The 23376-nt window shown below is 56.7% G+C and carries 23 protein-coding genes; 11 read left to right on the forward strand and 12 right to left on the reverse strand.

What is annotated here, in order from left to right; all coding sequences use genetic code 11:
• Nucleotides 1-65: 65 nt before the first annotated feature.
• Complete coding sequence (gene dadX, locus O1721_RS16930; protein ID WP_023296789.1) at nt 66-1136, reverse strand: catabolic alanine racemase DadX; 1071 nt, start codon at nt 1134-1136, stop codon at nt 66-68.
• A gap of 9 nt (nt 1137-1145) precedes the next feature.
• On the reverse strand, nt 1146-2444 hold the full coding sequence (locus tag O1721_RS16935) for a D-amino acid dehydrogenase (RefSeq protein ID WP_032619534.1): 1299 nt from the start codon (nt 2442-2444) through the stop codon (nt 1146-1148).
• Nucleotides 2445-2765: 321 nt separating this feature from the next.
• Here O1721_RS16935 and O1721_RS16940 point away from each other — a divergent pair, with 321 nt between their 5' ends.
• The gene (locus O1721_RS16940; RefSeq protein ID WP_032619532.1) at nt 2766-4298 is read left to right on the forward strand and encodes a SpoVR family protein; all 1533 of its coding nucleotides are present in this window, start codon (nt 2766-2768) and stop codon (nt 4296-4298) included.
• A gap of 109 nt (nt 4299-4407) precedes the next feature.
• Here O1721_RS16940 and fadR read toward each other — a convergent pair whose 3' ends face one another.
• Nucleotides 4408-5127 carry a fatty acid metabolism transcriptional regulator FadR gene (fadR, locus tag O1721_RS16945; RefSeq protein WP_015570315.1) on the reverse strand — a complete coding sequence of 240 codons (720 nt, stop codon included), beginning with the start codon at nt 5125-5127 and terminating at the stop codon, nt 4408-4410.
• 201 nt (nt 5128-5328) lie between these two features.
• Between fadR and nhaB the strand changes: the two genes are divergently transcribed.
• A complete protein-coding gene (gene nhaB / locus O1721_RS16950; RefSeq protein WP_017693269.1) occupies nt 5329-6867 on the forward strand; it encodes a Na(+)/H(+) antiporter NhaB in 1539 nt (512 codons plus the stop codon).
• Between the two features lie 46 nt (nt 6868-6913).
• Entirely contained in the window at nt 6914-7444 is a 531-nt protein-coding gene (dsbB, locus tag O1721_RS16955; protein ID WP_017693268.1) for a disulfide bond formation protein DsbB, read from the forward strand.
• A 99-nt stretch (nt 7445-7543) separates the two neighbouring features.
• On the opposite strand, the gene O1721_RS16960 is transcribed toward dsbB, so the two are convergent.
• From O1721_RS16960 to O1721_RS16970, 3 genes are all read right to left on the reverse strand, one after another.
• Nucleotides 7544-7984: a YcgN family cysteine cluster protein gene (locus O1721_RS16960; protein WP_015570314.1), complete on the reverse strand. Its 441-nt coding sequence runs from the start codon at nt 7982-7984 to the stop codon at nt 7544-7546.
• Nucleotides 7985-8077: 93 nt separating this feature from the next.
• Nucleotides 8078-8737 (reverse strand): fumarylacetoacetate hydrolase family protein, encoded by a 660-nt coding sequence (locus tag O1721_RS16965; protein WP_032668814.1) that lies wholly within the window; start codon nt 8735-8737, stop codon nt 8078-8080.
• A 47-nt stretch (nt 8738-8784) separates the two neighbouring features.
• Nucleotides 8785-9060 (reverse strand): YcgL domain-containing protein, encoded by a 276-nt coding sequence (locus O1721_RS16970; protein WP_032648581.1) that lies wholly within the window; start codon nt 9058-9060, stop codon nt 8785-8787.
• A gap of 123 nt (nt 9061-9183) precedes the next feature.
• Here O1721_RS16970 and minC point away from each other — a divergent pair, with 123 nt between their 5' ends.
• Genes minC through minE form a run of 3 tightly spaced genes read left to right on the forward strand, consistent with a single transcriptional unit; the run spans nt 9184 to nt 10996 of the window.
• The gene (gene minC, locus O1721_RS16975) at nt 9184-9891 is read left to right on the forward strand and encodes a septum site-determining protein MinC (protein WP_015570311.1); all 708 of its coding nucleotides are present in this window, start codon (nt 9184-9186) and stop codon (nt 9889-9891) included.
• A 22-nt stretch (nt 9892-9913) separates the two neighbouring features.
• Nucleotides 9914-10726 (forward strand): septum site-determining protein MinD, encoded by an 813-nt coding sequence (gene minD / locus O1721_RS16980; RefSeq protein WP_003859938.1) that lies wholly within the window; start codon nt 9914-9916, stop codon nt 10724-10726.
• A gap of 3 nt (nt 10727-10729) precedes the next feature.
• Complete coding sequence (gene minE, locus O1721_RS16985; protein WP_003859937.1) at nt 10730-10996, forward strand: cell division topological specificity factor MinE; 267 nt, start codon at nt 10730-10732, stop codon at nt 10994-10996.
• A gap of 86 nt (nt 10997-11082) precedes the next feature.
• Here the strand turns inward: minE and rnd are convergent, their stop codons facing one another.
• The 5 genes from rnd to yoaA all read right to left on the reverse strand — a co-directional run bounded on the left by rnd (nt 11083) and on the right by yoaA (nt 17462).
• A complete protein-coding gene (gene rnd / locus O1721_RS16990) occupies nt 11083-12198 on the reverse strand; it encodes a ribonuclease D (RefSeq protein WP_160863030.1) in 1116 nt (371 codons plus the stop codon).
• Between the two features lie 83 nt (nt 12199-12281).
• On the reverse strand, nt 12282-13967 hold the full coding sequence (gene fadD / locus O1721_RS16995) for a long-chain-fatty-acid--CoA ligase FadD (RefSeq protein WP_017693264.1): 1686 nt from the start codon (nt 13965-13967) through the stop codon (nt 12282-12284).
• A gap of 203 nt (nt 13968-14170) precedes the next feature.
• Complete coding sequence (locus O1721_RS17000; RefSeq protein ID WP_023303883.1) at nt 14171-14752, reverse strand: Slp family lipoprotein; 582 nt, start codon at nt 14750-14752, stop codon at nt 14171-14173.
• Between the two features lie 37 nt (nt 14753-14789).
• The gene (tsaB, locus tag O1721_RS17005) at nt 14790-15485 is read right to left on the reverse strand and encodes a tRNA (adenosine(37)-N6)-threonylcarbamoyltransferase complex dimerization subunit type 1 TsaB (protein WP_015570308.1); all 696 of its coding nucleotides are present in this window, start codon (nt 15483-15485) and stop codon (nt 14790-14792) included.
• Between the two features lie 66 nt (nt 15486-15551).
• Nucleotides 15552-17462, reverse strand: a complete 1911-nt coding sequence (yoaA, locus tag O1721_RS17010) for a DNA repair helicase YoaA (protein WP_032648583.1) — start codon at nt 17460-17462, stop codon at nt 15552-15554.
• A 133-nt stretch (nt 17463-17595) separates the two neighbouring features.
• Here yoaA and O1721_RS17015 point away from each other — a divergent pair, with 133 nt between their 5' ends.
• Entirely contained in the window at nt 17596-17940 is a 345-nt protein-coding gene (locus O1721_RS17015; RefSeq protein WP_003859927.1) for a RidA family protein, read from the forward strand.
• A gap of 5 nt (nt 17941-17945) precedes the next feature.
• Here O1721_RS17015 and O1721_RS17020 read toward each other — a convergent pair whose 3' ends face one another.
• A complete protein-coding gene (locus tag O1721_RS17020; RefSeq protein ID WP_003859925.1) occupies nt 17946-18128 on the reverse strand; it encodes a YoaH family protein in 183 nt (60 codons plus the stop codon).
• 61 nt (nt 18129-18189) lie between these two features.
• Between O1721_RS17020 and pabB the strand changes: the two genes are divergently transcribed.
• The 4 genes from pabB (at nt 18190) to O1721_RS17040 (ending at nt 23376) form a co-directional block, all read left to right on the forward strand.
• Nucleotides 18190-19524, forward strand: a complete 1335-nt coding sequence (gene pabB / locus O1721_RS17025; protein ID WP_032648585.1) for an aminodeoxychorismate synthase component 1 — start codon at nt 18190-18192, stop codon at nt 19522-19524.
• The gene (locus tag O1721_RS17030) at nt 19521-20099 is read left to right on the forward strand and encodes a CoA pyrophosphatase (RefSeq protein ID WP_017384324.1); all 579 of its coding nucleotides are present in this window, start codon (nt 19521-19523) and stop codon (nt 20097-20099) included. Before pabB ends, O1721_RS17030 begins: the two co-directional genes overlap by 4 nt.
• Before the next feature lie 184 nt (nt 20100-20283).
• On the forward strand, nt 20284-21648 hold the full coding sequence (gene sdaA / locus O1721_RS17035; protein WP_003859920.1) for an L-serine ammonia-lyase: 1365 nt from the start codon (nt 20284-20286) through the stop codon (nt 21646-21648).
• A gap of 129 nt (nt 21649-21777) precedes the next feature.
• Nucleotides 21778-23376, forward strand: coding sequence for an EAL domain-containing protein (locus tag O1721_RS17040; RefSeq protein ID WP_015570305.1), 1599 nt, complete (start codon nt 21778-21780; stop codon nt 23374-23376).

Raw genomic sequence — 23376 nt, forward strand, 5'->3', positions numbered from 1 at the left:
TTACCCGGCCTACAAAACCCCGAACGTAGGCCGGGTAAGCGTTAGCGCCACCCGGCACACACAAGTTACACCGTCACAACAGGCACTCTTGACGCCAGCGCGCACATCAGCTCATACCCGACGGTGCCCGCCGCAGCGGCCACATCATCAATTTTAACCTCGTTGCCCCACAGCTCAACCGGTGAGCCGATCCCCGCCTGGGGACACGGCGTCAAATCGATGGCCAGCATGTCCATGGAGACGGTACCTACCGTGCCGGTGCGCACGCCATCGACCCACACCGGCGTGCCGCTCGGGGCGATGCGCGGATAACCATCTGCATAGCCCCCCGCCACGATACCGATGCGCTGTTCACCTGCTGCCCGATAGCGGCTGCCATAGCCCACCGTATCGCCCGCTTTCAGGGTTTGCACGCCGATAATCTCGCTTCGTAACGTCATCACCGGCTTCAGGCCGCTGTTGGCAATATCCTGCCACTGACCTGAGGGTGACGCGCCGTACAGTACGATCCCCGGACGTACCCAGTTGTAGTGCGCCTCGGGATGCCAGAGCGTTGCCGCTGAGTTCGACAGCGAGCGCGGACAGTCCAGACCTTCTGCCGCCTGCTCAATGCGGACCATGGCATCGGCAATGCCGTCCGGCTTTTCCGCATCGGCGAAGTGCGCCATCAGCGTCATCTCACCGACGTTTTTCAGCGCACGAAGCTGCTGCCAGACCGTATGCACCCGTTCAGGCTGGAAGCCCAGACGGTTCATCCCGCTGTTCACTTTGAGATAGATATCCAGCGGGGCATGCAGCTTCGCGTCCTGGATGGCCTTGATCTGCCAGTTACTGTGAACGCTGGTCGTCAGGCGGTACTTATCCAGCAGAGGCAGATCCTGCGCATGAAAGAATCCTTCCAGCAGCAGGATCGGTCCTTTCCAGCCGCGCTCGCGCAGCAGGATGGCCTCTTCCAGATTCAGCAAGGCAAAACCATCGGTGCCGCCGAGCGCACTCCAGATACGGTCGATACCATGACCGTAGGCGTTGGCTTTCACCACCGACCAGACACGAGAACCCGGCGCAGCACGGCGAACAATTTGCAGGTTATCCTTCAGCGCCTGCAAATCCAGCTGGGCCAGAATGGGACGGGACATGACGACTCCTTAATTATGCGCGCCGTGCAGGTGTTGTGGACGCGATGGGGTAAACCCTGATTGATAGCGTGCGGCGCTCAAATCGTCAAACGGAATTGCCGGCGTCCGTCCGGAGATCAGGTCGCTCAGCAGCTGGCCCGAACCGCAGGCCATGGTCCAGCCAAGCGTGCCGTGGCCGGTGTTAGTCCACAGATTTTTGTATGGTGTACGGCCCACAATCGGCGTGCCGTCCGGGGTCATTGGGCGCAGGCCGGTCCAGAACGTCGCCTGCTCAATGAAGCCGCCGCGCGGGAAGAGATCGCCCACGACCATCTCCAGCGTTTCACGACGCGGTTTGAGCAGCTCGGTATTGAAGCCCACGATTTCCGCCATGCCGCCGACGCGGATCCGGTTATCGAAGCGGGTGATGGCGATTTTGTAGGTTTCATCAAGAATGGTCGAGACCGGCGCGCCGCTGTCCTCTTTCACAGGAATGGTCAGGGAGTAGCCTTTCAGCGGATAGACCGGGATATCCAGGATCCCTTTCAGCATCGCGGTTGAGTAGGAGCCAAACGCCATCACGTAGGCATCGGCTTTAATTACCTCTTCCCCACACTTCACGCCGTAAATCTTCTCACCTTCCGACAGCAGTTTGTCGACAGAAGTATTGAAGCGGAATTTCACCCCGGCCTGCTCACACATGCGCGCCAGACGCTGGGTGAATAGCTGGCAGTCGCCGGTTTCATCGTTCGGTAAACGCAGACCGCCCGTCAGCTTGTGCGCGACCTCGGCAAGCGCTGGCTCCACCTGCGCCAGCTGGCTGGCTTCCAGCAGCTGATACGGTACGCCCGCATCTTCAAGCACGGCGATATCGCGGGTCGCGTTTTCGTACTGTTGCGGGGTACGGAACAGCTGAAGCGTGCCGCCCTGACGCCCTTCATATTCAATGCCCGTTGAGGCACGCAGCGCCTTCAGGCAGTCGCGGCTGTATTCCGCCAGCCGCACCATACGCCCCTTGTTTTCCATATAGTGGCGGGTGTCGCAGTTGCGCAGCATCTGCCACATCCACTTAAGCTGGAACTGCGTGCCGTCAAGGCTGATCGCCAGGGGCGCATGTCGCTGAAACATCCATTTGATCGCCTTCAGCGGAACGCCCGGGGCCGCCCACGGCGCAGCGTAGCCCGGAGAGATTTGCCCCGCATTCGCCGCACTGGTTTCCAGCGCCGGACCGGATTCGCGATCGATAACGGTAACCTCATGTCCCGCCTGACTTAAATACCAGGCGCTGGTTACGCCAACGACACCACTTCCCAGTATGACAACACGCATAGCCACTCCATTATGAGCAAAAGAACAATCATCTAATTACAGATTGATAACCTAGTTGAAAATATTATTCAACATATGACTTTTTTATGGTGACTCAACTCACATATCCCGCTGTATCAGGGGATGGCGCTTATTTGGGATCTCCTGCTGCGCGTTATTTTTAACCAGTAGAAAATTCTGTGAGCACCGCTTTATTTGCCGTATCGAAAACGCGAAATCGCAAAGAAAAAATTTCTGCGCCCCGCGTATTTGAATGGGGTGATCTATGCTTGAAAGGAGGCTCTCCAGTCAGAGAGAGCGACCAACAACGAGGGCGCGCTAATGGCTACACTAGATTCCATGTCCAGGGACAGCACCCGTCTGAGCGATGGACCCGACTGGACCTTCGAGTTGCTGGATGTCTACCTGGCGGAGATCGACCGGGTGGCCAAACTCTATCGTCTGGATACCTATCCCCATCAGATTGAAGTCATCACCTCGGAACAGATGATGGACGCTTACTCCAGCGTCGGGATGCCAATTAACTATCCGCACTGGTCGTTTGGCAAAAAATTCATTGAAACAGAGCGGCTGTATAAGCACGGGCAGCAGGGACTGGCGTATGAAATCGTCATTAACTCTAACCCGTGTATTGCCTATCTGATGGAGGAGAACACCATTACCATGCAGGCGCTGGTGATGGCGCACGCCTGCTATGGACATAACTCGTTCTTCAAAAATAACTATCTGTTCCGCAGCTGGACGGACGCCAGCTCCATCGTCGATTACCTGATCTTCGCCCGCAAATACATTACCGACTGCGAAGAGCGCTACGGCGTGGACGAGGTGGAGAAGCTGCTGGACTCCTGCCACGCGCTGATGAACTACGGCGTTGACCGCTATAAGCGCCCGCAGAAGATCTCATTGCAGGAAGAGAAAGCCCGGCAGAAGAGCCGCGAGGAGTATCTGCAAAGCCAGGTGAATATGCTGTGGCGCACCCTGCCGAAACGTGAAGAGGAGAAAACCGTCGCCGAGGCGCGTCGCTACCCTTCCGAGCCGCAGGAAAACCTGCTCTACTTTATGGAGAAAAACGCCCCACTGCTGGAGCCGTGGCAGCGTGAGATCCTGCGCATCGTGCGCAAGGTGAGCCAGTATTTCTATCCGCAGAAGCAGACCCAGGTGATGAACGAAGGCTGGGCGACCTTCTGGCACTACACCATTCTTAACCACCTGTACGACGAAGGAAAAGTCACCGAGCGGTTTATGATGGAGTTTCTGCACAGCCACACCAACGTGGTATTCCAGCCGGCATATAACAGCCCGTGGTACAGCGGCATTAACCCGTACGCGCTCGGCTTTGCCATGTTCCAGGATATCAAGCGTATTTGTCAGTCGCCCACCGAAGAGGACAAATACTGGTTCCCGGATATTGCCGGTTCCGACTGGCTGGAAACGCTGCACTTCGCGATGCGTGATTTTAAGGATGAGAGCTTTATCAGCCAGTTCATGTCGCCGAAGATCATGCGTGATTTCCGCTTCTTCACCGTACTGGATGATGACCGCAACAACTACCTGGAGATCTCCGCGATCCACAACGAAGAGGGTTATCGCGAGATCCGCTCGCGCCTGTCATCCCAGTACAACCTGAGTAATCTTGAACCGAACATTCAGGTCTGGAACGTGGATCTGCGCGGCGACCGCTCCCTGACGTTGCGCTATATTCCGCACAACCGCGCGCCGCTGGATAAGGGGCGTAAGGAAGTGCTGAAGCATGTGCATCGCCTGTGGGGATTTGACGTGTTGCTGGAGCAGCAGAACGAAGATGGCAGCGTGGAGCTGCTGGAGCGGTGTCCGGCGCGGTTGAATACGCTGTAGTTTGTTGCCGGGTGGCGGCTACGCCTTACCCGGCCTACGGGTTTTGTAGGCCCGGTAAGCAAAGCGCCACCGGGCGAAAAAAAACCTCTCAATCGAGAGGATTTTTATTTTAGCGACTCTGAATCGCTAAATCACCCGGCAGCGTTTTCTGCATCCGGTGCCAGATTTCACCGGAGTCGTGGCCGTAACGACGCACCGTTTCATAGACCTGATCGTGCAGCCCTTCGGTGCAGAGTTTGCTCAGTTTATGGTAGAAGCCGAGCGCCAGGCTGCGGGCTTCAGGGTTAGCAAAGTAGTGACGACCAATGCGCGTATATAACCCTTTCATTCCATTCAGGATCAGACCGTAAACCGGATTGCCGGAAGCAAACGCCAGACCGCGGAACACGTTGTAATCCAGGGTCGCAAAGGCATCCGCGTGGTCTTCCACCTCATTAGCGGTGGCAAGCACTTTCAGCGCATCTTCAGGATGCTGACGAAACGCGGTGCGGATGAAAATGGTGGCGATGTTGGTGCGCACGGAAAGCAGATTATCAATCAGCTGTGGTACGCTTTCGTGGTCGAGACGCGCCAGCGTTTCCAGAATGTTCAGCCCGGACGTTTCCCAGAAGTTGTTCACCTTAGTGGGTTTGCCATGCTGTATCGTCAACCAGCCATCGCGCGCCAGACGCTGGAGCACTTCTCGCAGCGTGGTACGGGTGACGCCAATCAGTTCAGAGAGTTCGCGTTCAGCAGGTAGAATTGATCCCGCAGGGAAACGATTATTCCAGATGCTTTCAATGATGTACTCTTCCGCGAAACCCGCCGGGCTCTGCGCCTTAATGACCATAGTGAGATTTCCATTACACAGCTTTAGCAAATTGCACTCATCATACCAGAGGCGCGCAGAGGCAGATAGCGCAGCAGAGACAGAAAAGAGGGATCGCCGTTTCATTTTTATGAAATTTACAAATGGCTTAATCCCCCGCTCTGCCGCCATTTTTGCGTATACTGATGTCTTGTCTTATTTGACGGGTAAAGGACGTCTGTCGTGGAAATTTCATTTGGGCGCGCGCTGTGGCGCAACTTTTTAGGTCAGTCACCTGACTGGTACAAACTTACTTTACTGGTATTCCTGGTCGTTAATCCCGTTATCTTTTTGCTGGATCCCTTCGTTGCCGGGTGGATGTTGGTCGCCGAGTTTATCTTTACCCTGGCGATGGCGCTGAAGTGCTATCCGCTGTTGCCCGGCGGGCTGCTGGCGCTGGAAGCCGTGGTCATCGGCATGACCAGCGCGGAGCATGTTAAAAACGAGATTGCGTCGAATCTTGAAGTCCTGCTGCTGCTGATCTTCATGGTGGCGGGGATCTACTTTATGAAGCAGCTTCTGCTGTTTATCTTCACCCGTTTGCTGCTGAGCATTCCGTCGAAAACGCTGCTCTCGCTGGCGTTTTGCCTCGCCGCGGCCTTCCTCTCTGCCTTCCTGGATGCGCTGACGGTCGTGGCGGTGGTGATCAGCGTCGCCGTCGGCTTTTACGGGATTTACCACCGGGTGGCCTCGTCGCGTCCTGGCGATAACTTGCAGGACGACAGCCACGTTGAGGCGCACAACCGCGATGTGCTGGAACAGTTCCGCGCGTTTCTGCGCAGCCTGATGATGCATGCGGGCGTGGGGACGGCGCTGGGCGGCGTGATGACAATGGTCGGGGAGCCGCAAAACCTGATTATCGCCAAAGCGGCTGAGTGGCATTTTGGCGAATTTTTCCTGCGCATGGCGCCCGTCAGCGTGCCCGTGCTGGTCTGCGGGTTAGCCACCTGTGTGCTGGTCGAAAAATTCAACCTCTTTGGGTATGGCGCTAAGTTGCCCGATCAGGTCCGCCAGGAGCTGCATAAGTTTGACGAGCAGAGCCGCAAACAACGCACGCGCCAGGAGACGCTGCGCCTGATTGCACAGGGTTTCATCGGCGTGTGGCTTATCGCTGCGCTGGCCTTCCACCTTGCCGAGGTGGGGCTGATTGGCCTGTCGGTAATTATCCTTGCAACCAGCCTGGGCGGCGTTACGGACGAACATGCTATCGGAAAAGCCTTTACCGAAGCGCTGCCGTTTACCGCCCTGCTGGCGGTGTTTTTCGCGGTCGTGGCGGTGATTATTGACCAACATCTGTTCGCGCCGATCATCGCGTTTGTGCTTCAGGCTACGCCAGATTCGCAGCTAACGCTGTTCTATTTGTTTAACGGTCTGTTGTCCTCTATATCCGATAACGTCTTTGTCGGGACGGTATACATCAATGAGGCCAAAGCCGCGATGGAGCAAGGGATTGTCAGCAGTGAACAGTTCGAGCTGCTGGCGGTGGCGATCAACACCGGAACCAACCTCCCCTCCGTGGCAACCCCGAACGGTCAGGCGGCATTCCTCTTCCTGCTGACCTCGGCGCTGGCACCACTCATACGACTTTCTTATGGAAGAATGGTCTGGATGGCGCTGCCGTATACGCTGGTGCTTACCCTGGTTGGTTTGCTGTGCATCAAAATTACTCTCGTTCCCTGTACGCAATGGTTATTGCAAGCAGGTATACTTGCGGCGCATTAAAATTCGTTTACACTGCGCTGTCTAAGCATGTTCCAGGGAAATGATTATGTTGCGATTTTTGAACCAGTGCTCACGCGGTCGCGGAGCGTGGTTGTTGATGGCCCTGACCGCCTTTGCGCTGGAAATGGTCGCGCTGTGGTTTCAGCATGTCATGGGGCTGAAACCTTGCGTACTGTGTATTTATGAGCGTTGTGCGCTGTTCGGCATTATGGGCGCGGGTCTGGTAGGTGCGATTGCACCCAAATCACCGTTACGCTATGCGGCAATTGCCATCTGGCTGTACAGCGCCGGGAAAGGGATTGCGCTTGCCTGGGAGCACACCCAGATGCAGCTTCACCCGTCGCCGTTTATGACCTGTGATTTTGCCGCCCGCTTCCCGAGCTGGCTGCCGCTGGATAAATGGCTGCCGCAGGTGTTTGTGGCCTCCGGTGACTGCTCTGTACGCCAGTGGGAGTTCCTGACGCTGGAGATGCCGCAGTGGCTGGTGGGCATTTTTGTCGCCTACTTTGTGGTGGCGCTGCTGGTGCTGATTGCCCAGCCGTTCAAACCAAAGAAACGCGATCTTTTTGGAAGGTAAAAGCAAAACGGCAACGTCAGTTTTGTTGGTCGGGTAAGCGCAGCGCCACCCGACAAAATTGCGCACAATAAAAAACCCGCCTCGGCGGGTTTTTTATTATCACCGATTAGGGTGATTCATAATGTGGTCTTCCCAGTCGCGCACCTCGGACTCTTTCACCGCAATGTGGCGCACGGAAATACGTTCACCGTGCATCGCTGCTTTCGACCCCGTCAACAGCGGATGCCATGTGGGCAGATCCTTTCCTTCCGCCAGCAGGCGATACGCGCAGGTATGCGGCAGCCACTCAAAGGTCGGCAGATTTTCACGGGTTAACTTGATGCAGTCCGGCTCATATTCGAAACGGCGCTCATAGTTGCGGCACTGGCAGGTTTTGATGTTTAACTGCTTGCAGGCTACGTTGGTGAAATAGATCTCGTCCGAATCTTCATCCATCAGCTTATGCAGGCAGCACTGCCCGCAGCCGTCACACAACGATTCCCACTCCGCGTCGGTCATGTCGTCGAGAGTTTTGCTTTGCCAGAAAGGAATGTCGTTCATCGGGATGTCCACACGTCAAAATAGAGCGCACCTTATAACGAGTCTGGCACGTTGATGCAAGTTTTGCCGCCCTTTTCAGGCGGCAAGGTGCTTTTACAGCACGCGGGTTTTCAGCGACAGGCCGTTAAAACTGACGTCCAGTTCTTCGCCGCCAAGCAGCGGCCCCACACCTTCCGGAGTGCCGGTGAGGATCACGTCGCCAGGTTTCAGGGTGAAGAAGCGGCTCATGTAGGCAATCAGCGGAACGATCTTATGGATCATGTCAGCGGTTGTTCCCTGCTGGCGGATCTCGCCGTTGACCTTCAGGCTGAGCTGCGTGTTCTGCGGATCGTCGGTAAATTCACTCACCGGAACGAAACCGGAAATCGGGCATGAATTATCAAAACCCTTGGCTTTTTCCCACGGCTGCCCCGCTTTCTTCATTTTGCCCTGTACGTCACGCAGCGTCAGGTCGAGCGCGACACCGTAACCCGCAATCGCCTTCTCTACATGCTCTTCAGTTGCCTGGCGCAGCGTCGCGCCGATCAGCACCGCCAGTTCCACTTCATGATGCACCGAACCCAGTCCCTGCGGCAGAACCAGCGGCTGGCGAATATCGCACAGTGCGGTTTCTGGCTTAATAAACAGAACCGGCTCTTCCGGCACGGCGCTGCCCATCTCCTGAATATGTTTTGCATAGTTGCTGCCCACGCAGACCACTTTGCTGACGGGATAATCCAGTAATGCACCTTGCCAGTTATGATGTTGATACATGGTCGACCCCTAATCGGTTGATGAGTTGTTCCCGGAAGGACCCGGGCTTATTTCTTTCCGCTCAGCTCAAGGTGCTGTTTTAATAAATTCTCCGGTGGCGGCGGAAGCTGTAAATAATAGCCCTGCTCGATTAACGCCTTTTTGACTTTCTCAAGATCGGCGTTCACCAGCTTCTTACGGCCGTCCAGCGGCAGCAGCATCGCCAGCTGCGGTCGGCCAAAGCTTTTCATTAATTCTTCAGGCACGCGGGAAAAATCTTCTTTCTTTTCGACATAAAGGTAGGTCTGGTCGCGGCTGGTACTTCTGTAGATCACACAAAACATGTTTTTACTCTGAATTAATGGGTGGTTGCTTGCCTCAATATACTCCTGACTATAACATGCCTGATACTCTTCGGAATATCGCGGCGATGTGTTGCGGTTAATAGCAAATTGAGTAAGGCCAGGATGTCAAATACGCCCATCGAGCTTAAAGGCAGTAGCTTCACCTTATCAGTGGTTCATTTGCATGATGCAAAACCCGAGGTTATTCGTCAGGCGTTAGAAGACAAAATCGCGCAGGCTCCCGCTTTTCTTAAGCATGCTCCTGTCGTCGTCAATGTAAGCGACCTTGAGGGGCCGGTTAACTGGAAGCGACTCCAGCAGGCCGTCGTCTCCACGGGGTTGCGCATCGTGGGTATTAGCGGCTGCAAAGACGCAGAGTTAAAAGCCGAAATTGAACGCGCGGGTTTGCCCTTGTTAAACGAGGGCAAAGAAAAAGCCCCGCGTGCAACGCCTGCAACCGTTCCCGCTCCCCCGCCTCCGGCGCAAAATGTAGCCCCAGTCACAAAAACGCGATTGATTGATCTGCCGGTTCGTTCCGGTCAGCGCATTTATGCGCCAAACTGTGATCTGATTGTTACAAGCCACGTCAGTGCGGGCGCAGAACTGATTGCAGATGGCAATATTCACGTTTACGGTATGATGCGTGGGCGTGCGCTTGCGGGCGCCAGCGGCGATCGAGAAGCACAAATTTTTTGTACTCACCTGACGGCAGAACTGGTGTCTATCGCAGGTGAATATTGGCTGAGCGATAAAATCCCAGCCGAATTTTATGGCAAAGCGGCCCGTCTGCAACTGGCAGATAACGCTTTGACCGTTCAACCGTTAAATTGATCCCTTTTAACAAGGAATTTCTATGGCACGCATTATTGTTGTGACTTCGGGTAAAGGAGGCGTTGGCAAGACCACCTCCAGCGCGGCCATCGCTACTGGTTTGGCCCAGAAGGGAAAGAAAACCGTCGTAATCGACTTCGATATCGGTCTGCGTAACCTGGACCTGATCATGGGTTGCGAGCGTCGCGTGGTGTATGACTTCGTGAACGTCATTCAGGGCGATGCCACCCTTAACCAGGCGCTGATTAAAGATAAGCGTACCGAGAACCTCTACATTCTTCCGGCGTCCCAGACCCGTGATAAAGACGCCCTGACCCGCGAAGGCGTGGAAAAGGTGCTCGACGATCTGAAAAAGATGGAGTTCGACTTCGTGGTCTGCGACTCCCCGGCCGGTATCGAAACCGGGGCTTTGATGGCGCTCTACTTCGCGGATGAAGCCATCATCACCACCAACCCGGAAGTCTCGTCAGTACGTGACTCCGACCGTATTCTCGGCATTCTGGCCTCGAAATCCCGTCGCGCGGAAAATGGCCAGGAGCCAATCAAAGAGCACCTGCTGCTGACCCGCTACAACCCTGGCCGGGTGAACAAAGGTGACATGCTGAGCATGGAAGACGTGCTGGAGATCCTGCGCATCAAACTGGTTGGCGTGATCCCGGAAGATCAGTCCGTGTTGCGCGCCTCTAACCAGGGCGAGCCCGTGATCCTGGATACACAGGCAGACGCAGGTAAAGCGTATGCGGATACCGTTGACCGTCTGCTGGGAGAAGAACGTCCTTTCCGCTTCATTGAAGAAGAGAAGAAAGGTTTCCTCAAACGCCTGTTCGGAGGATAAGTTATGGCATTACTGGACTTTTTTCTCTCGCGGAAAAAAAGCACCGCCAACATCGCAAAAGAACGTCTGCAAATCATTGTGGCGGAACGTCGTCGTAGCGACGCCGAACCGCACTACCTGCCGCAGCTGCGCAAAGACATTCTGGAAGTGATCTGCAAATACGTGCAGATTGACCCGGAAATGGTCACCGTTCAGCTGGAGCAAAAAGACGGGGATATTTCGATTCTGGAGCTGAACGTGACGCTTCCGGAAGCGGAAGAGTCGCGTTAATCCGTTTGTGGTTTTGTAGGCCGGGTAAGCATCGCGCCGCCCGGCAATTTCCCCGGTGGCGCTGCGCTTACCGGGGCTACAATTCTTTAGCGCGGATACCCTTCCAGCAGGGTATTCAGGCGTTCGGCCATCAGTTCCCCCCGCCATCCGGCGACCAGTTCCGGTAAACCATTTTGCGGTTTCAACTTCCAGTGCCAGTTCAGCAGCTGGTTAATCTGACGACGTGAAGCCAGCAGTTCGGCACTCAGTTTGCTTTCCCCCGCCACCGTCTGCACGAGCGCTTTGATATCTTTGAACGCCTTGCGGTAGCCCGGCATATCCATCAGGTTAAGCAGCGGTTCTGGCAGTGCGTCCTCCGGCAGCTGCTGAGCTTTCTCTACCAGCGCGAGCAGCGTTTTACCGTGGAAACGGATCTCACTTCCGGAAAGGCCAATGCTGTTCAGTTCACCAAGGCTACCCGGCATATAGCGCGCCACCGCCCACAGGTGTTCTTCACGCACCACGAAGTTAACCGCCAGATCGCGCTCACGCGCTTTACGCAGACGCCAGTCAGCCAGCAATTGCAGACAGGCCAGTTGACGGGTGCGCAGCTGCCAGGCGTTGGTGATGTCACGCCAGGCTTCTTTCGGATCAACCACTTCCTGACGACGCTGCTGCGTCATGCGGCACTCGTCCAGTGCGGCAGACAGCCAACCGGACGCCTCAGCCTCTTTCATGAGCTGGCCGGCAATCGGTAGCAGGTAAAAGACGTCTGCCGCGGCGTATTCAAGCTGACGCGCCGTCAGCGGACGCGCGAGCCAGTCGGTACGCGATTCGCTCTTATCCAGCGTCAGACCGGTGTACTCTTCCACCATCGCGGCGAAGCCCCAGGAGAGCGGACGACCGCTGAACGCCGCGAGGATCTGGGTATCAATCAGCGGCTGCGGCATGATGCCAAAGGTGTTGAGAAAGACTTCCAGATCTTCACTGCCCGCGTGCAGATATTTGGTCACGGCGGTATCCAGCAACAGCTCGCGCATTGGCGCCCAGTCGGTAATGCCGAGGGGGTCAATCAACGACACGTGTTTGCCGTCATACATCTGAATCAGACCCAGCTGCGGATAGTACGTTCGGGTGCGGACAAATTCCGTATCCAGGGCGATAGCGGGAAATTCACGCGTCACCTCGCACAGCGAAGCCAGCTCGTCGTTGGTAGTGATCATCTGGTAATTCAAATCGGACTCTCTTTTGTTTGCGCCCATAAAAAACGCCGGCTTAACCGGCGTCTGGGCGATTAACGTGAAGCTCAGGCCTTATTGTCCACTTTGGCACGGGCTTCGTCACGTAATTCTCGTCGTAATATCTTCCCGACGTTGGATTTCGGCAGCTCATCCCGGAATTCCACCAGCTTCGGCACTTTATAGCCCGTCAGCTGACGGCGACAAAACGTTATCAGCGCATCCTCGGTAAGAGAAGGATCTTTCTTGACCACAAATATCTTCACCGCTTCACCGCTGCTGCCGGAAGGAACGCCCACCGCCGCCACTTCCAGCACGCCGCTGTGCTGCATCACCACGTCTTCGATTTCGTTCGGATAGACGTTGAACCCTGACACCAGGATCATATCTTTCTTGCGATCGACGATGCGCAGGAAGCCTTCGTCATCCATCACCGCGATGTCGCCCGTGTGCAGCCAGCCGTCTTTGATGATCTCATCCGTGGCATCCGGACGTTGCCAGTAGCCCAGCATCACCTGCGGCCCTCTGACGCACAGCTCCCCTGGCTCACCGTGAGGCACTTCGTTATCCTCATCATCCACCAGTTTTGCTTCCGTCGACGGGACCGGCAGACCGATACTGCCGCTGTGATAGTCGATATCATGCGGGTTAACGCTGACCAGCGGGGCGCACTCCGTCAGGCCATAGCCTTCCAGCAGATATTGCCCGGTGAGTTTCACCCAGCGCTCGGCAACCGCCTGCTGAACTGGCATCCCGCCACCCGCAGAGAGGTGCAGCGTGGAGAAATCGAGCTGCTGGAACTCTTTATTGTTAAGCAGCGCGTTAAACAGGGTGTTCACGCCAGTCATGGCGGTGAACGGGTATTTCGCCAGCTCTTTGACCAGCCCCGGAATGTCGCGCGGGTTGGTGATCAATACGTTTTGACCGCCAAGCTCAATAAACAGCAGGCAGTTCATGGTCAGCGCAAAAATGTGATACAGCGGAAGCGCGGTGATCACCAGCTCCTTGCCCGGGTGCAGCAGCGGCCCGTAGGTGGCATTAACCTGCTCAAGGTTCGCCAGCATATTTCGATGGGTCAGCATCGCCCCTTTCGCCACGCCGGTGGTACCGCCCGTGTATTGCAGAAATGCCAGATCCTCGGACACGATCTCCGGCTTCACGTACTGCATCCGGTAGCCCGCATGCAGGGCGCGGCGGAAAGAGATGGCATCCGGCAGGTGGTATTTCGGCACCAGCCGCTTAACGTATTTAACGACAAAGTTGACCAGCGTACCTTTCGCGGTAGAGAGCTGGTCGCCCATGCGCGTCAGGATGACGTGTTTAACCTGGGTTCTTTCAACGACTTTTTCCAGCGTGTGGGCAAAGTTGGAGACAATCACAATCGCCGCCGCGCCGCTGTCATTCAACTGATGTTCCAGCTCGCGCGGGGTATAGAGCGGGTTAACGTTAACCACGATCATCCCTGCCCTGAGGATCCCGAACAGCGCCACCGGGTATTGCAGCAGGTTTGGCATCATCAGCGCGACGCGATCCCCTTTCTGCAAGCCCAACCCTTCCTGTAAATAGGCTGCAAACGCCCGGCTGCGCTCTTCCAGCTTACGGAAGGTCATCACTTCGCCCATATTCACAAATGCAGGCTGGTCAGCGTAACGCCGTACCGAGTGTTCAAATAATTCAATCAGGGATTGATAACGGTCAGGATTGATCTCCGCAGGGACATCCGCGGGATAACGGTTAAGCCAAACCTTTTTCAATGCATCACCTCTGAAATGAGTGTTCGTCGTCATCACAGCCCCGACAATAAACAGTTTATTAACATTATATTAACTCAGCGTACCAGTTTATTAATTGTTCAGATTGCAGGTTGCGAAGCGCGTCACTCTTTTTTTTCGTTTTATCCGTAAAAAAACAGAGACAGCGGCTGAGCCGCTGTCTCTTTCCTAACAATAACAGTAAGTTACTCAGTTACGATTGTTTGAACCTGTGCAGGGCCTGGATTGTACCAACCCCAGCCACCGTAGCCGTATCGATACGGATGCGGTCCCCACATCCACGGATCGATTGGCTGTGGCGGCATCACCACCTGCTGGGCGATACGCCAGCGTTTGTAGCCGTTCACCTGCATGGTCATAAATTTGTATGGCGTATTGCCGATTTTCCCCGCCACCGAACCGGTAATCGGCCCGACGACGGTTACCAGCTGCCCGCGGAAATCTACCGGATCGAGGAAGCCGCTGACGTCAGCGTAGATCCGCCCGCGCGAGGCTTCACCCAGAACAGGCCGCGCGCCGTCGTCCAGCGGGACAGTGGCAATCTCCAGTCGGGTTTTACCCTGCTGGTTTATCACTTCAACCACCTTGCCGCCAAACCGCGCTTCCTGCCCGACATACAGCTCCGGGGCATTCATCACGCGTACCAGATCCTGCTGTGGCGTCGGGCTGGTGCCCTTGATCGCATCAGGAACGGTGACGCACCCGCTCAGTGCTATGGCAACCGCGCCTGCCATAAGAAAGCGTACAACTTTAGTCTGAACCGCCATGATGCGACTCCTTTTTCTCAGTTCCTGTTACTGAGATTCACTCGCGGCCAGGAAGTTTCTTCCACGCGACGGTGTTTCGTAAATAAACCGGTTCAGCATGTTCAACCGCCACGGTTTTTCCTGCGGCAAGCAGCTGACAGGCAATCGGCAGCATATCTTCGGCGGCAGGCAGGAGCATGTTACCGTCCACCAGCGTAAGGCCGGTGTCCTTCGCCATCTCAGGCCATGCCGGCCAGCCGGTTCCGACCGTCGCCCACTCACCGGAGAGCTGCTTCAGGCGCCCGGTGACGGCTTCAGGTTTAAGCACCGCTTCCGTCTCTTCGCCGTGCCAGACGCCGTTTTCGTCACGGGTGTACTCCGCCCAGTAGACTTCCCCCATGCGGGCATCAATCGCAGCCAGCACGCGGGTGGCGCCGGTCATGCGCCAGGCGCCCTGAGCCATGGTCGCAAGCGTTGAGACGCCGATCATCGGCAGGTCAGCGCCCAGCGCCAGCCCCTGCGCAATGCCAATCCCGATACGTACGCCCGTAAAGCTGCCCGGACCACGGCCGTAGGCCAGCGCGTCGAGGTCAGTCAGGGCGGTGTTGCCCTCGGTTAAAATGGTTTTTACCAGGGGCAGAATACGTTGGGTGTGTTCCCGTGGGCACTCTTCAAAATGAGCAAAAGTCGTACCGTCGTTCCACAGGGCAACGGAACAGGCCTCTGTCGCGGTATCAATAGCCAGAATTCGCATCAGTCGTCGCGCTCTCGCAATGGTCAGTCACAAAATGGCGCGCATCTTAACACACTCCGGGAAGAATTACTCCGCCGTCGGGTTCGCCAGGAAGCGGACCGCGCGTTTAATATCCCGCGTGCGCGGCGCGGGCGGCAGGCTGGCGAGGAAGGTGGCGCCGTAGGGACGCATCACCAGGCGGTTGTCGCAGATCACCAGCACCCCGCGGTCGGTGACGTCGCGGATCAGTCGCCCTACCCCCTGTTTAAGCGTGATGACCGCGTCCGGCAGCTGGACGTCGTCGAACGGATCGCCCCCGCGCAGACGGCAATCCTCCATGCGCGCTTTCAGGAGCGGATCGTCCGGCGATGTGAACGGCAGCTTATCGATAATCACCAGCGAGAGCGTATCGCCGCGCACGTCCACCCCTTCCCAGAAGCTGCTGGTCGCCACCAGCAGGGCATTACCGGCGCTGACAAACTGCTGGAGCAGCTGGCCTTTGCTGGTTTCCCCCTGCAACAGCACCGGTAGCGTCATGGTGGCGCGGAACTGCTCGGCCAGATCGCGCATCATGGCGTGTGAGGTGCAGAGCATAAAGCAGCGCCCGTTGTTGGCCTCAATCATCGGCTTCAGCATGGCCGCCAGATGGCGCGCCGCGCCCGGCTGGTTAGGCAGCGGCAGATTGCGCGGCACGCACAGCAGCGCCTGTTTCTCATAGTCGAACGGGCTCGGCAGAAGCAGGGATTCCGCCTGCTCAATGCCGAGGCGCTCGGTAAAGTGGTGCAGATCGTCATTGACCGACAGCGTGGCCGAGGTAAAGACCCAGGTGCCGGGCTTTTGCGCCATCACCTCTTTGAATTTATCAGCAACGGTCAGCGGCGTGAGCGCCAGGGTGAAGTGGCGCGAGGTACATTCGTACCAGTAGCTATAGCCCGGCTGGTTGATCTCTTTCAGCCGCTTCAGCCGCCCACGGTAGAGCGTGGCGCGCTCGAAAGCGGCGTCCAGCAGCGCTGAACGTCCGAGGGACAGCTTCGCCACGTCGTAACAGAGTTCAAGGGCATCATCGAGCAGCAGCAGCGCGCGCTGGATATTTTTGTCTGCGAGCAGTTCGCGCAGGTTGCCGCGATAGCCCGGCTCGCCAAGCTGTAAGCGGAAATCCTGTGCGCATTGCGCCAGGCGGTCCGCGCACTTCTGCAACTGCTGGGTATCTTTGAGTTCGGTGCGATAGGCAATGGTAATATCTTTCGCCAGATCCTGAAGCTGACGGCTGGAGAGCGACTGACCAAAATACTGGCTGGCGATGTCCGGTAGCTGATGGGCTTCATCGAAGATCATCACCTCCGCCTCCGGGATCAGCTCGCCGAAACCATTGTCCTTGACCACCATATCCGCAAGAAACAGGTGATGGTTCACCACCACCACGTCGGCGTCCATCGCGGTTTTACGCGCTTTCACCACAAAACAGTCCTTATACAGCGGGCAGTCGCTGCCGAGGCAGTTGTCATTGGTGCTGGTCACCAGCGGCCAGGCCGGGGAGTCTTCCGGCACGCTCGCGCAGGTGCTGATGTCCCCCTCCTCCGTCTGGTTGGCCCAGGCGCGCAGGACGATCACATCGCTCAGGGTTTGTACCGGCAGGTCGCCGCCCGCCAGCGCCTGCTGTTCAAGACGCTCCAGACACAGGTAGTTAGAACGCCCTTTCAGCAAGGCCAGACGCCCTTTATATTTCAGCGCTTTCGCCACCGTGGGTAAATCGCGGCTGTAGAGCTGATCCTGGAGCGCTTTTGATCCCGTAGAGATGATCACCTTTTTTTTCGCCCGCAGCGCAGGAGCGAGGTAAGCATACGTTTTCCCCGTACCGGTGCCGGCCTCCACGACCAGCGGCTGCGCCTTGTCGATGGCGTGCGCGACGGCATGCGCCATCTGACGTTGGGGTTCGCGCGGTTTAAAGCCGGGAATAGCCTGTGCTAACTGACCTTCTGGGGAAAAATCGTCTGCCACGGTGTTCTCTCACTGTATTTTTGCACAGGGATTATGTCAGCCCCTTCTCTCCGGTGCCACCCCAAATAGTGACGACGGCGGAACATTATGGCAGTCTTGCCGCCTGACGACGAAAGATAACGAGGATACGTTTATGACAATTACGCGCATTGATGCCGAAGCCCGCTGGTCTGATGTGGTGATCCACAACCAGACGCTGTACTACACCGGCGTCCCTGCCAATCTGGACGCTGACGCCTTCGAGCAGACCGCCAACACCCTGGCGCAGATCGACGCCGTACTGGAAAAACAGGGCAGCGATAAATCCCGCATTCTGGATGCGACGATTTTTCTGGCGAATAAAGACGATTTCGCGGCGATGAATAAAGCCTGGGATGCGTGGGTGGTGGCGGGTCACGCGCCTGTACGCTGCACCGTACAGGCCACGCTGATGAAACCGGAATATAAGGTTGAGATCAAGATTATCGCGGCAGTGTAAGCCGGTTATTCTTCATCTTCATCCTCAAAGCGCGCCACGATCCGCTCGCCGGTATGGGTGGCGCGCAGTTCTTCCGCAACCTGGGAAATTGCCTGTCCGCTGCTCATCCCCTGGGACATCAGCTCCTGAATACGTTCAACGGCTTTCTGCTGTTGGTCATGGCTGAGAGAAGGTAAACCTGCAAACATCGTTAACTCCTGCTAAATTATTCGCGCTAATTATTTCACGCTGCCCGGTAGTATGCCATACATGAACATGCGCTTCCCCACTGTTATGACCTTGCCCTGGCGTGCAGACGCCGCCGAGTTCTGGTTTGCCCGTCTGAGCCACCTTCCTTTTGCGATGCTCCTGCACTCCGGGCATGCGGATCACCCCTACAGCCGCTTTGACATTCTGGTGGCCGACCCGGTTAAAACGCTGACGACCGATGCGCTGTCGCCAACGGACGATCCGCTGATGCGGCTCCAGAACGAGATCCATGCTCTGGGCTTTTCTGCCACACCGGATCCGGATCTGCCTTTCCAGGGGGGCGCGCTGGGCCTGTTTGGTTACGATCTGGGTCGCCGTTTCGAAAAGCTGCCCGAGCATGCGCAGGCGGATATTTCCCTGCCGGATATGGCGGTGGGGCTGTATGACTGGGCGCTGATCGTGGATCACCGTAAGCAGACGGTTTCTCTGCTAAGCCACCGGGACGTGCAGGCGCGTCTGGCCTGGCTTGAGGCGCAACGGCCCGCCGCCCCGGAACGCTTTATGCTAACCTCCGGCTGGCGCTCGAACATGAGCGCGGAGGAATACGCGGAAAAATTCTCCCGCGTGCAGGCGTATCTTCACAGCGGCGACTGTTATCAGGTCAACCTCGCCCAGCGTTTCCAGGCGGCATACGAGGGAGACGAATGGCAGGCGTTTACCCGCCTCAATGCCAGCAATAAGGCCCCGTTCAGCGCATTTTTACGCCTTGAACACGGCGCCATCCTCAGCCTTTCACCTGAGCGTTTTATTCACCTGGCTGACGGTATGATTCAGACCCGCCCGATAAAGGGCACCCTGCCGCGCCTTGCCGATGCCGACGCCGACCGTCAGCAGGCGGAGACGCTGGCGGCCTCGCCGAAAGATCGCGCTGAAAACCTGATGATTGTCGATCTGATGCGCAATGATATTGGCCGCGTCGCCGAGCCGGGCAGCGTGCGCGTGCCGGAGCTGTTCGTCGTGGAGCCATTCCCGGCGGTGCATCATCTGGTCAGCACCATCACCGCACGTCTGTCGGCCTCGCGAACCGCCTGCGATCTGCTCCGCGCCGCGTTTCCGGGCGGCTCCATTACCGGCGCGCCGAAGGTCCGGGCGATGGAGATCATCGACGAACTGGAACCGCATCGCCGCAACGCCTGGTGCGGCAGCATCGGCTATGTGAGTCTGTGCGGCACCATGGATACCAGCATCACTATTCGCACCCTGACGGCCTGCGACGGTAACCTGTACTGTTCCGCAGGCGGTGGCATTGTGGCCGACAGCCAGGCGGAGGCGGAATATCAGGAAACCTTTGATAAAGTGAATCGTATCCTGAAACAACTGGAGAACTCACGGTGAAGAAAGACAACCTGACGCTGGATGATTTTCTGTCGCGCTTTCAGCTTCTGCGGCCCCAGGTTAACCGCGCCACGCTGAATCAACGTCAGGCGGCGGTGCTGATCCCGGTCGTGCGTCGTGAGCAGCCGGGTCTGTTGCTTACCCAGCGCTCACCGCATATGCGAAAACACGCCGGTCAGGTTGCGTTCCCGGGCGGCGCGGTGGACAGCACCGATGCATCCCTGATTGCCGCCGCACTGCGCGAAGCGCATGAGGAAGTGGCGATCCCCCCGGAGGCGGTCGAGGTGATCGGCGTGCTGCCGCCAGTGGACAGCGTAACCGGTTTTCAGGTCACGCCGGTCGTTGGCATTATTCCGCCCGATCTTCAGTATCACGCCAGCGTCGATGAAGTTTCAGCGGTATTCGAAATGCCGCTGGAAGAGGCCCTTCGTCTGGGTCGCTATCACCCGCTGGATATTCACCGCCGCGGACACGATCATCGGGTCTGGCTGTCGTGGTATCAGCATTATTTTGTCTGGGGCATGACGGCAGGCATCATTCGTGAGCTGGCCCTGCAAATCGGCCTGAAGCCTTGACTATACTTTACATTCCACCCTTTTCTGGCAGGTTTGCGATCGGCGTCGCGCTATTAGCAAAACCATCGTTAACCATTAGTTTAATTCATGTGAATAGTTAAGCCGAGGTTGGTGTTCCCTCTTACACTATGCGCAGTTATAACATCGTTACTGGAACCCCAGTAACCCTGTCAGGAGTGTGAAAGTGATTAGTATATTCGACATGTTCAAAGTGGGGATTGGTCCATCTTCTTCCCACACTGTAGGGCCGATGAAGGCCGGTAAACAGTTCGTCGATGATCTGGTCGAAAAAGGATTACTGGAAAGCGTTACCCGTGTCGCCGTAGACGTTTACGGTTCACTGTCATTAACGGGTAAAGGCCACCACACCGATATCGCCATTATTATGGGTCTGGCGGGCAATATGCCGGACACAGTTGATATTGATGCCATTCCGGCATTTATCCGCGACGTGGAAACGCGCGGTCGTTTGCTGCTGGCTAACGGCCAGCACGAAGTGGACTTCCCGCAGGATGACGGGATGCGTTTTCGTAGCGACAACCTGCCGCTGCATGAAAACGGCATGACCATCCACGCCTGGAGTGGCGAAAAAGAGATCTACAGCAAAACTTACTACTCCATCGGCGGCGGCTTTATCGTTGACGAAGAACACTTTGGTAAAGAGAGCGCGGGCGACGTCAATGTGCCCTATCCGTTTAAATCGGCCACCGAGATGCTGGGCTACTGCAAAGAGACCGGTCTGTCCCTGTCAGGCATGGTGATGCAGAACGAACTGGCGCTGCACAGCAAGAAAGAGATTGAAGACTATTTTGCTAACGTGTGGCAAACCATGCGCGCCTGTATTGACCGCGGGATGAACACCGAGGGTGTTCTGCCTGGGCCACTGCGCGTACCGCGTCGTGCATCTGCTCTGCGCCGCATGCTGGTCACTACCGACAAGTTCTCCAATGACCCAATGAACGTGGTCGACTGGGTGAACATGTTTGCCCTCGCGGTTAACGAAGAGAACGCAGCGGGTGGTCGCGTCGTGACGGCGCCGACAAACGGCGCGTGCGGTATCGTTCCGGCGGTGCTGGCCTATTACGATCACTTTATTGAGCCCGTGACGCCGGACATCTATATCCGTTATTTCCTCGCGGCAGGTGCTATCGGCGCGCTGTACAAGATGAATGCGTCCATCTCCGGTGCTGAAGTGGGCTGTCAGGGTGAAGTGGGCGTGGCCTGCTCTATGGCAGCAGCGGGTCTGGCGGAGCTGCTGGGCGCCAGCCCTGAACAGGTGTGCGTAGCGGCGGAAATCGGCATGGAGCACAACCTCGGTCTGACCTGTGACCCGGTTGCCGGCCAGGTGCAGGTGCCGTGCATTGAGCGTAACGCCATCGCCTCCGTCAAAGCGATCAACGCCTCACGTATGGCGATGCGCCGTACCAGCGAGCCACGCGTGTCGCTGGATAAGGTTATTGAAACTATGTACGAAACCGGCAAGGACATGAACGCGAAGTACCGTGAGACCTCGCGCGGCGGTCTGGCCATTAAGGTGCAGTGCGACTAAGCCTTCCTTTCGCCCATCTGCAACGGATGGGCGAATTTTCCCCTCTCGTCTCGTCGCTTCACGTATTCCCCACTACACTGTCACTGTTGCGTCTGGCTTTTCCGGCCGGTGCTTAACAGGCGACCGTTCATGCAAACTGCACAAACGATCATTAAAGACTATCGCCGAAAACGCGTTATCGTCTGTGTCACGGTTGCGCTCGTTACGCTCGTCCTGACGCTGGGTATTCGCTTTATTTCACAGCGCAACATAAATCAGGATCGGATCCACGACTTTACCCACCACACCGTGCGTGCGCTTGATAAGGTGCTTCTTTCGTTAGAGGCCCAGCGGGAAACGCTACTTTCACTGGTTGGCATACCCTGTTCCGAAGCAAATCTGATCCTGCGAAAACAGGCGGCGATCCTCCAGACCGTACGCTCCATCGCCCTCATTCAAGACGGAATACTGTATTGCTCAAGCGTCTTTGGCAGCCGTAATGTGCCCGTCAGTGAGTTTGTGCCGGAGCTGCCGGTCAGTGAATCCAGGCTGTTGCTGCTGACCGATCGGTGGCTGGTAAAAGGCAGCCCGGTACTGATTCAGTGGTCTCCCCTCGCGAGCGACGGCAACGACGGGGTGATGGAGGTGGTGAATATCGATCTCATCACTAAAATGATTCTCGAGCCGCAGCGGCCGCAGATCACCGACGTTGTCCTGAGAGTAGGAGATAACTTCCTCCGCGATGGGCAACAGGTGACGACTACGCCGACCTTCGATGAAAACGCCTCCCTGCTGGAACAATCGTCACAGCATTACCCTTTCAGCGTCACGGTGAGCGGCCCCGGGCCTGGCGAAATGGCGTTGAAAAATCTGCCCACCCAGCTGCCGCTGGCGTTGATGCTCAGCTTACTGATGGGCTATATCGCCTGGCTCGCCACCGCGCGGCGCATCAGTTTCACCTGGGAAATCAATATGGGAATTGCGGCCAGGGAGTTTGAGCTCTTCTGCCAGCCGCTGGTGAATGCCCGCACCCGGGAATGCGTCGGCGTCGAGATCCTCCTGCGCTGGAACAACCCGCGTCAGGGATGGATTTCGCCCGATGTCTTTATCCCTCTGGCCGAAGAACATAACCTGATTGTTCCGCTTACCCGCTACGTCATCAGCGAAACGGTGCGGCAGATAGGCTATTTCCCGGCCTCGCGCGATTTCCATATCGGCATTAACGTGGCCGCCAGCCATTTTCGCCGCGCTGCGCTGATCCAGGATCTCAACCGCATCTGGTTTAACGCCAGCCCTGTTCAACAGTTGATCGTGGAGTTAACCGAACGCGATGCGTTGCTGGATGTGGATTACCGCATCGTGCGGGAGCTGCACCGCAAAGGGGTGAAACTTGCGATTGATGACTTTGGTACCGGCAACAGCTCACTTTCATGGCTAGAAAAACTGCATCCGGATGTGCTGAAAATTGATAAATCCTTCACCACCGCGATCGGCACCGACGCCGTGAACTCAACGGTAACGGATATTATTATTGCGCTGGGTCAGCGGCTGAATATTGAACTGGTTGCGGAAGGGGTGGAAACCGAGGAGCAGTCACGCTACCTGCGCCGTCACAGCGTACATATTTTGCAGGGGTACTTGTATGCGCGGCCAATGCCGCTGCGCGAGTTTCCGAAATGGCTGGCGGAAAGTCACTCTCCGCCAGCCCGCCACAACGGACACATCGTGCCCTTACTGCCGTTACGCTAG

The organism is Enterobacter cloacae complex sp. HYC033_NIDB (assembly GCF_056673335.1).

Excerpts from the sequence above, each read along its gene's own strand:
- O1721_RS16960 (WP_015570314.1), bottom strand. The coding sequence starts at position 7,984 with ATGAACGACATTCCTTTCTGGCAAAGCAAAACTCTCGACGACATGACC.
- O1721_RS16965 (WP_032668814.1), bottom strand. The coding sequence starts at position 8,737 with ATGTATCAACATCATAACTGGCAAGGTGCATTACTGGATTATCCCGTC.
- pabB (WP_032648585.1), top strand. The coding sequence starts at position 18,190 with ATGAACATGCGCTTCCCCACTGTTATGACCTTGCCCTGGCGTGCAGAC.
- O1721_RS17000 (WP_023303883.1), bottom strand. The coding sequence starts at position 14,752 with ATGGCGGTTCAGACTAAAGTTGTACGCTTTCTTATGGCAGGCGCGGTT.
- O1721_RS17015 (WP_003859927.1), top strand. The coding sequence starts at position 17,596 with ATGACAATTACGCGCATTGATGCCGAAGCCCGCTGGTCTGATGTGGTG.
- dadX (WP_023296789.1), bottom strand. The coding sequence starts at position 1,136 with ATGTCCCGTCCCATTCTGGCCCAGCTGGATTTGCAGGCGCTGAAGGAT.
- minE (WP_003859937.1), top strand. The coding sequence starts at position 10,730 with ATGGCATTACTGGACTTTTTTCTCTCGCGGAAAAAAAGCACCGCCAAC.
- tsaB (WP_015570308.1), bottom strand. The coding sequence starts at position 15,485 with ATGCGAATTCTGGCTATTGATACCGCGACAGAGGCCTGTTCCGTTGCC.
- rnd (WP_160863030.1), bottom strand. The coding sequence starts at position 12,198 with ATGATCACTACCAACGACGAGCTGGCTTCGCTGTGCGAGGTGACGCGT.
- O1721_RS16940 (WP_032619532.1), top strand. The coding sequence starts at position 2,766 with ATGGCTACACTAGATTCCATGTCCAGGGACAGCACCCGTCTGAGCGAT.
- O1721_RS17040 (WP_015570305.1), top strand. The coding sequence starts at position 21,778 with ATGCAAACTGCACAAACGATCATTAAAGACTATCGCCGAAAACGCGTT.
- O1721_RS16970 (WP_032648581.1), bottom strand. The coding sequence starts at position 9,060 with ATGTTTTGTGTGATCTACAGAAGTACCAGCCGCGACCAGACCTACCTT.
- O1721_RS16935 (WP_032619534.1), bottom strand. The coding sequence starts at position 2,444 with ATGCGTGTTGTCATACTGGGAAGTGGTGTCGTTGGCGTAACCAGCGCC.
- fadR (WP_015570315.1), bottom strand. The coding sequence starts at position 5,127 with ATGGTCATTAAGGCGCAGAGCCCGGCGGGTTTCGCGGAAGAGTACATC.
- minD (WP_003859938.1), top strand. The coding sequence starts at position 9,914 with ATGGCACGCATTATTGTTGTGACTTCGGGTAAAGGAGGCGTTGGCAAG.
- O1721_RS17020 (WP_003859925.1), bottom strand. The coding sequence starts at position 18,128 with ATGTTTGCAGGTTTACCTTCTCTCAGCCATGACCAACAGCAGAAAGCC.
- dsbB (WP_017693268.1), top strand. The coding sequence starts at position 6,914 with ATGTTGCGATTTTTGAACCAGTGCTCACGCGGTCGCGGAGCGTGGTTG.
- minC (WP_015570311.1), top strand. The coding sequence starts at position 9,184 with ATGTCAAATACGCCCATCGAGCTTAAAGGCAGTAGCTTCACCTTATCA.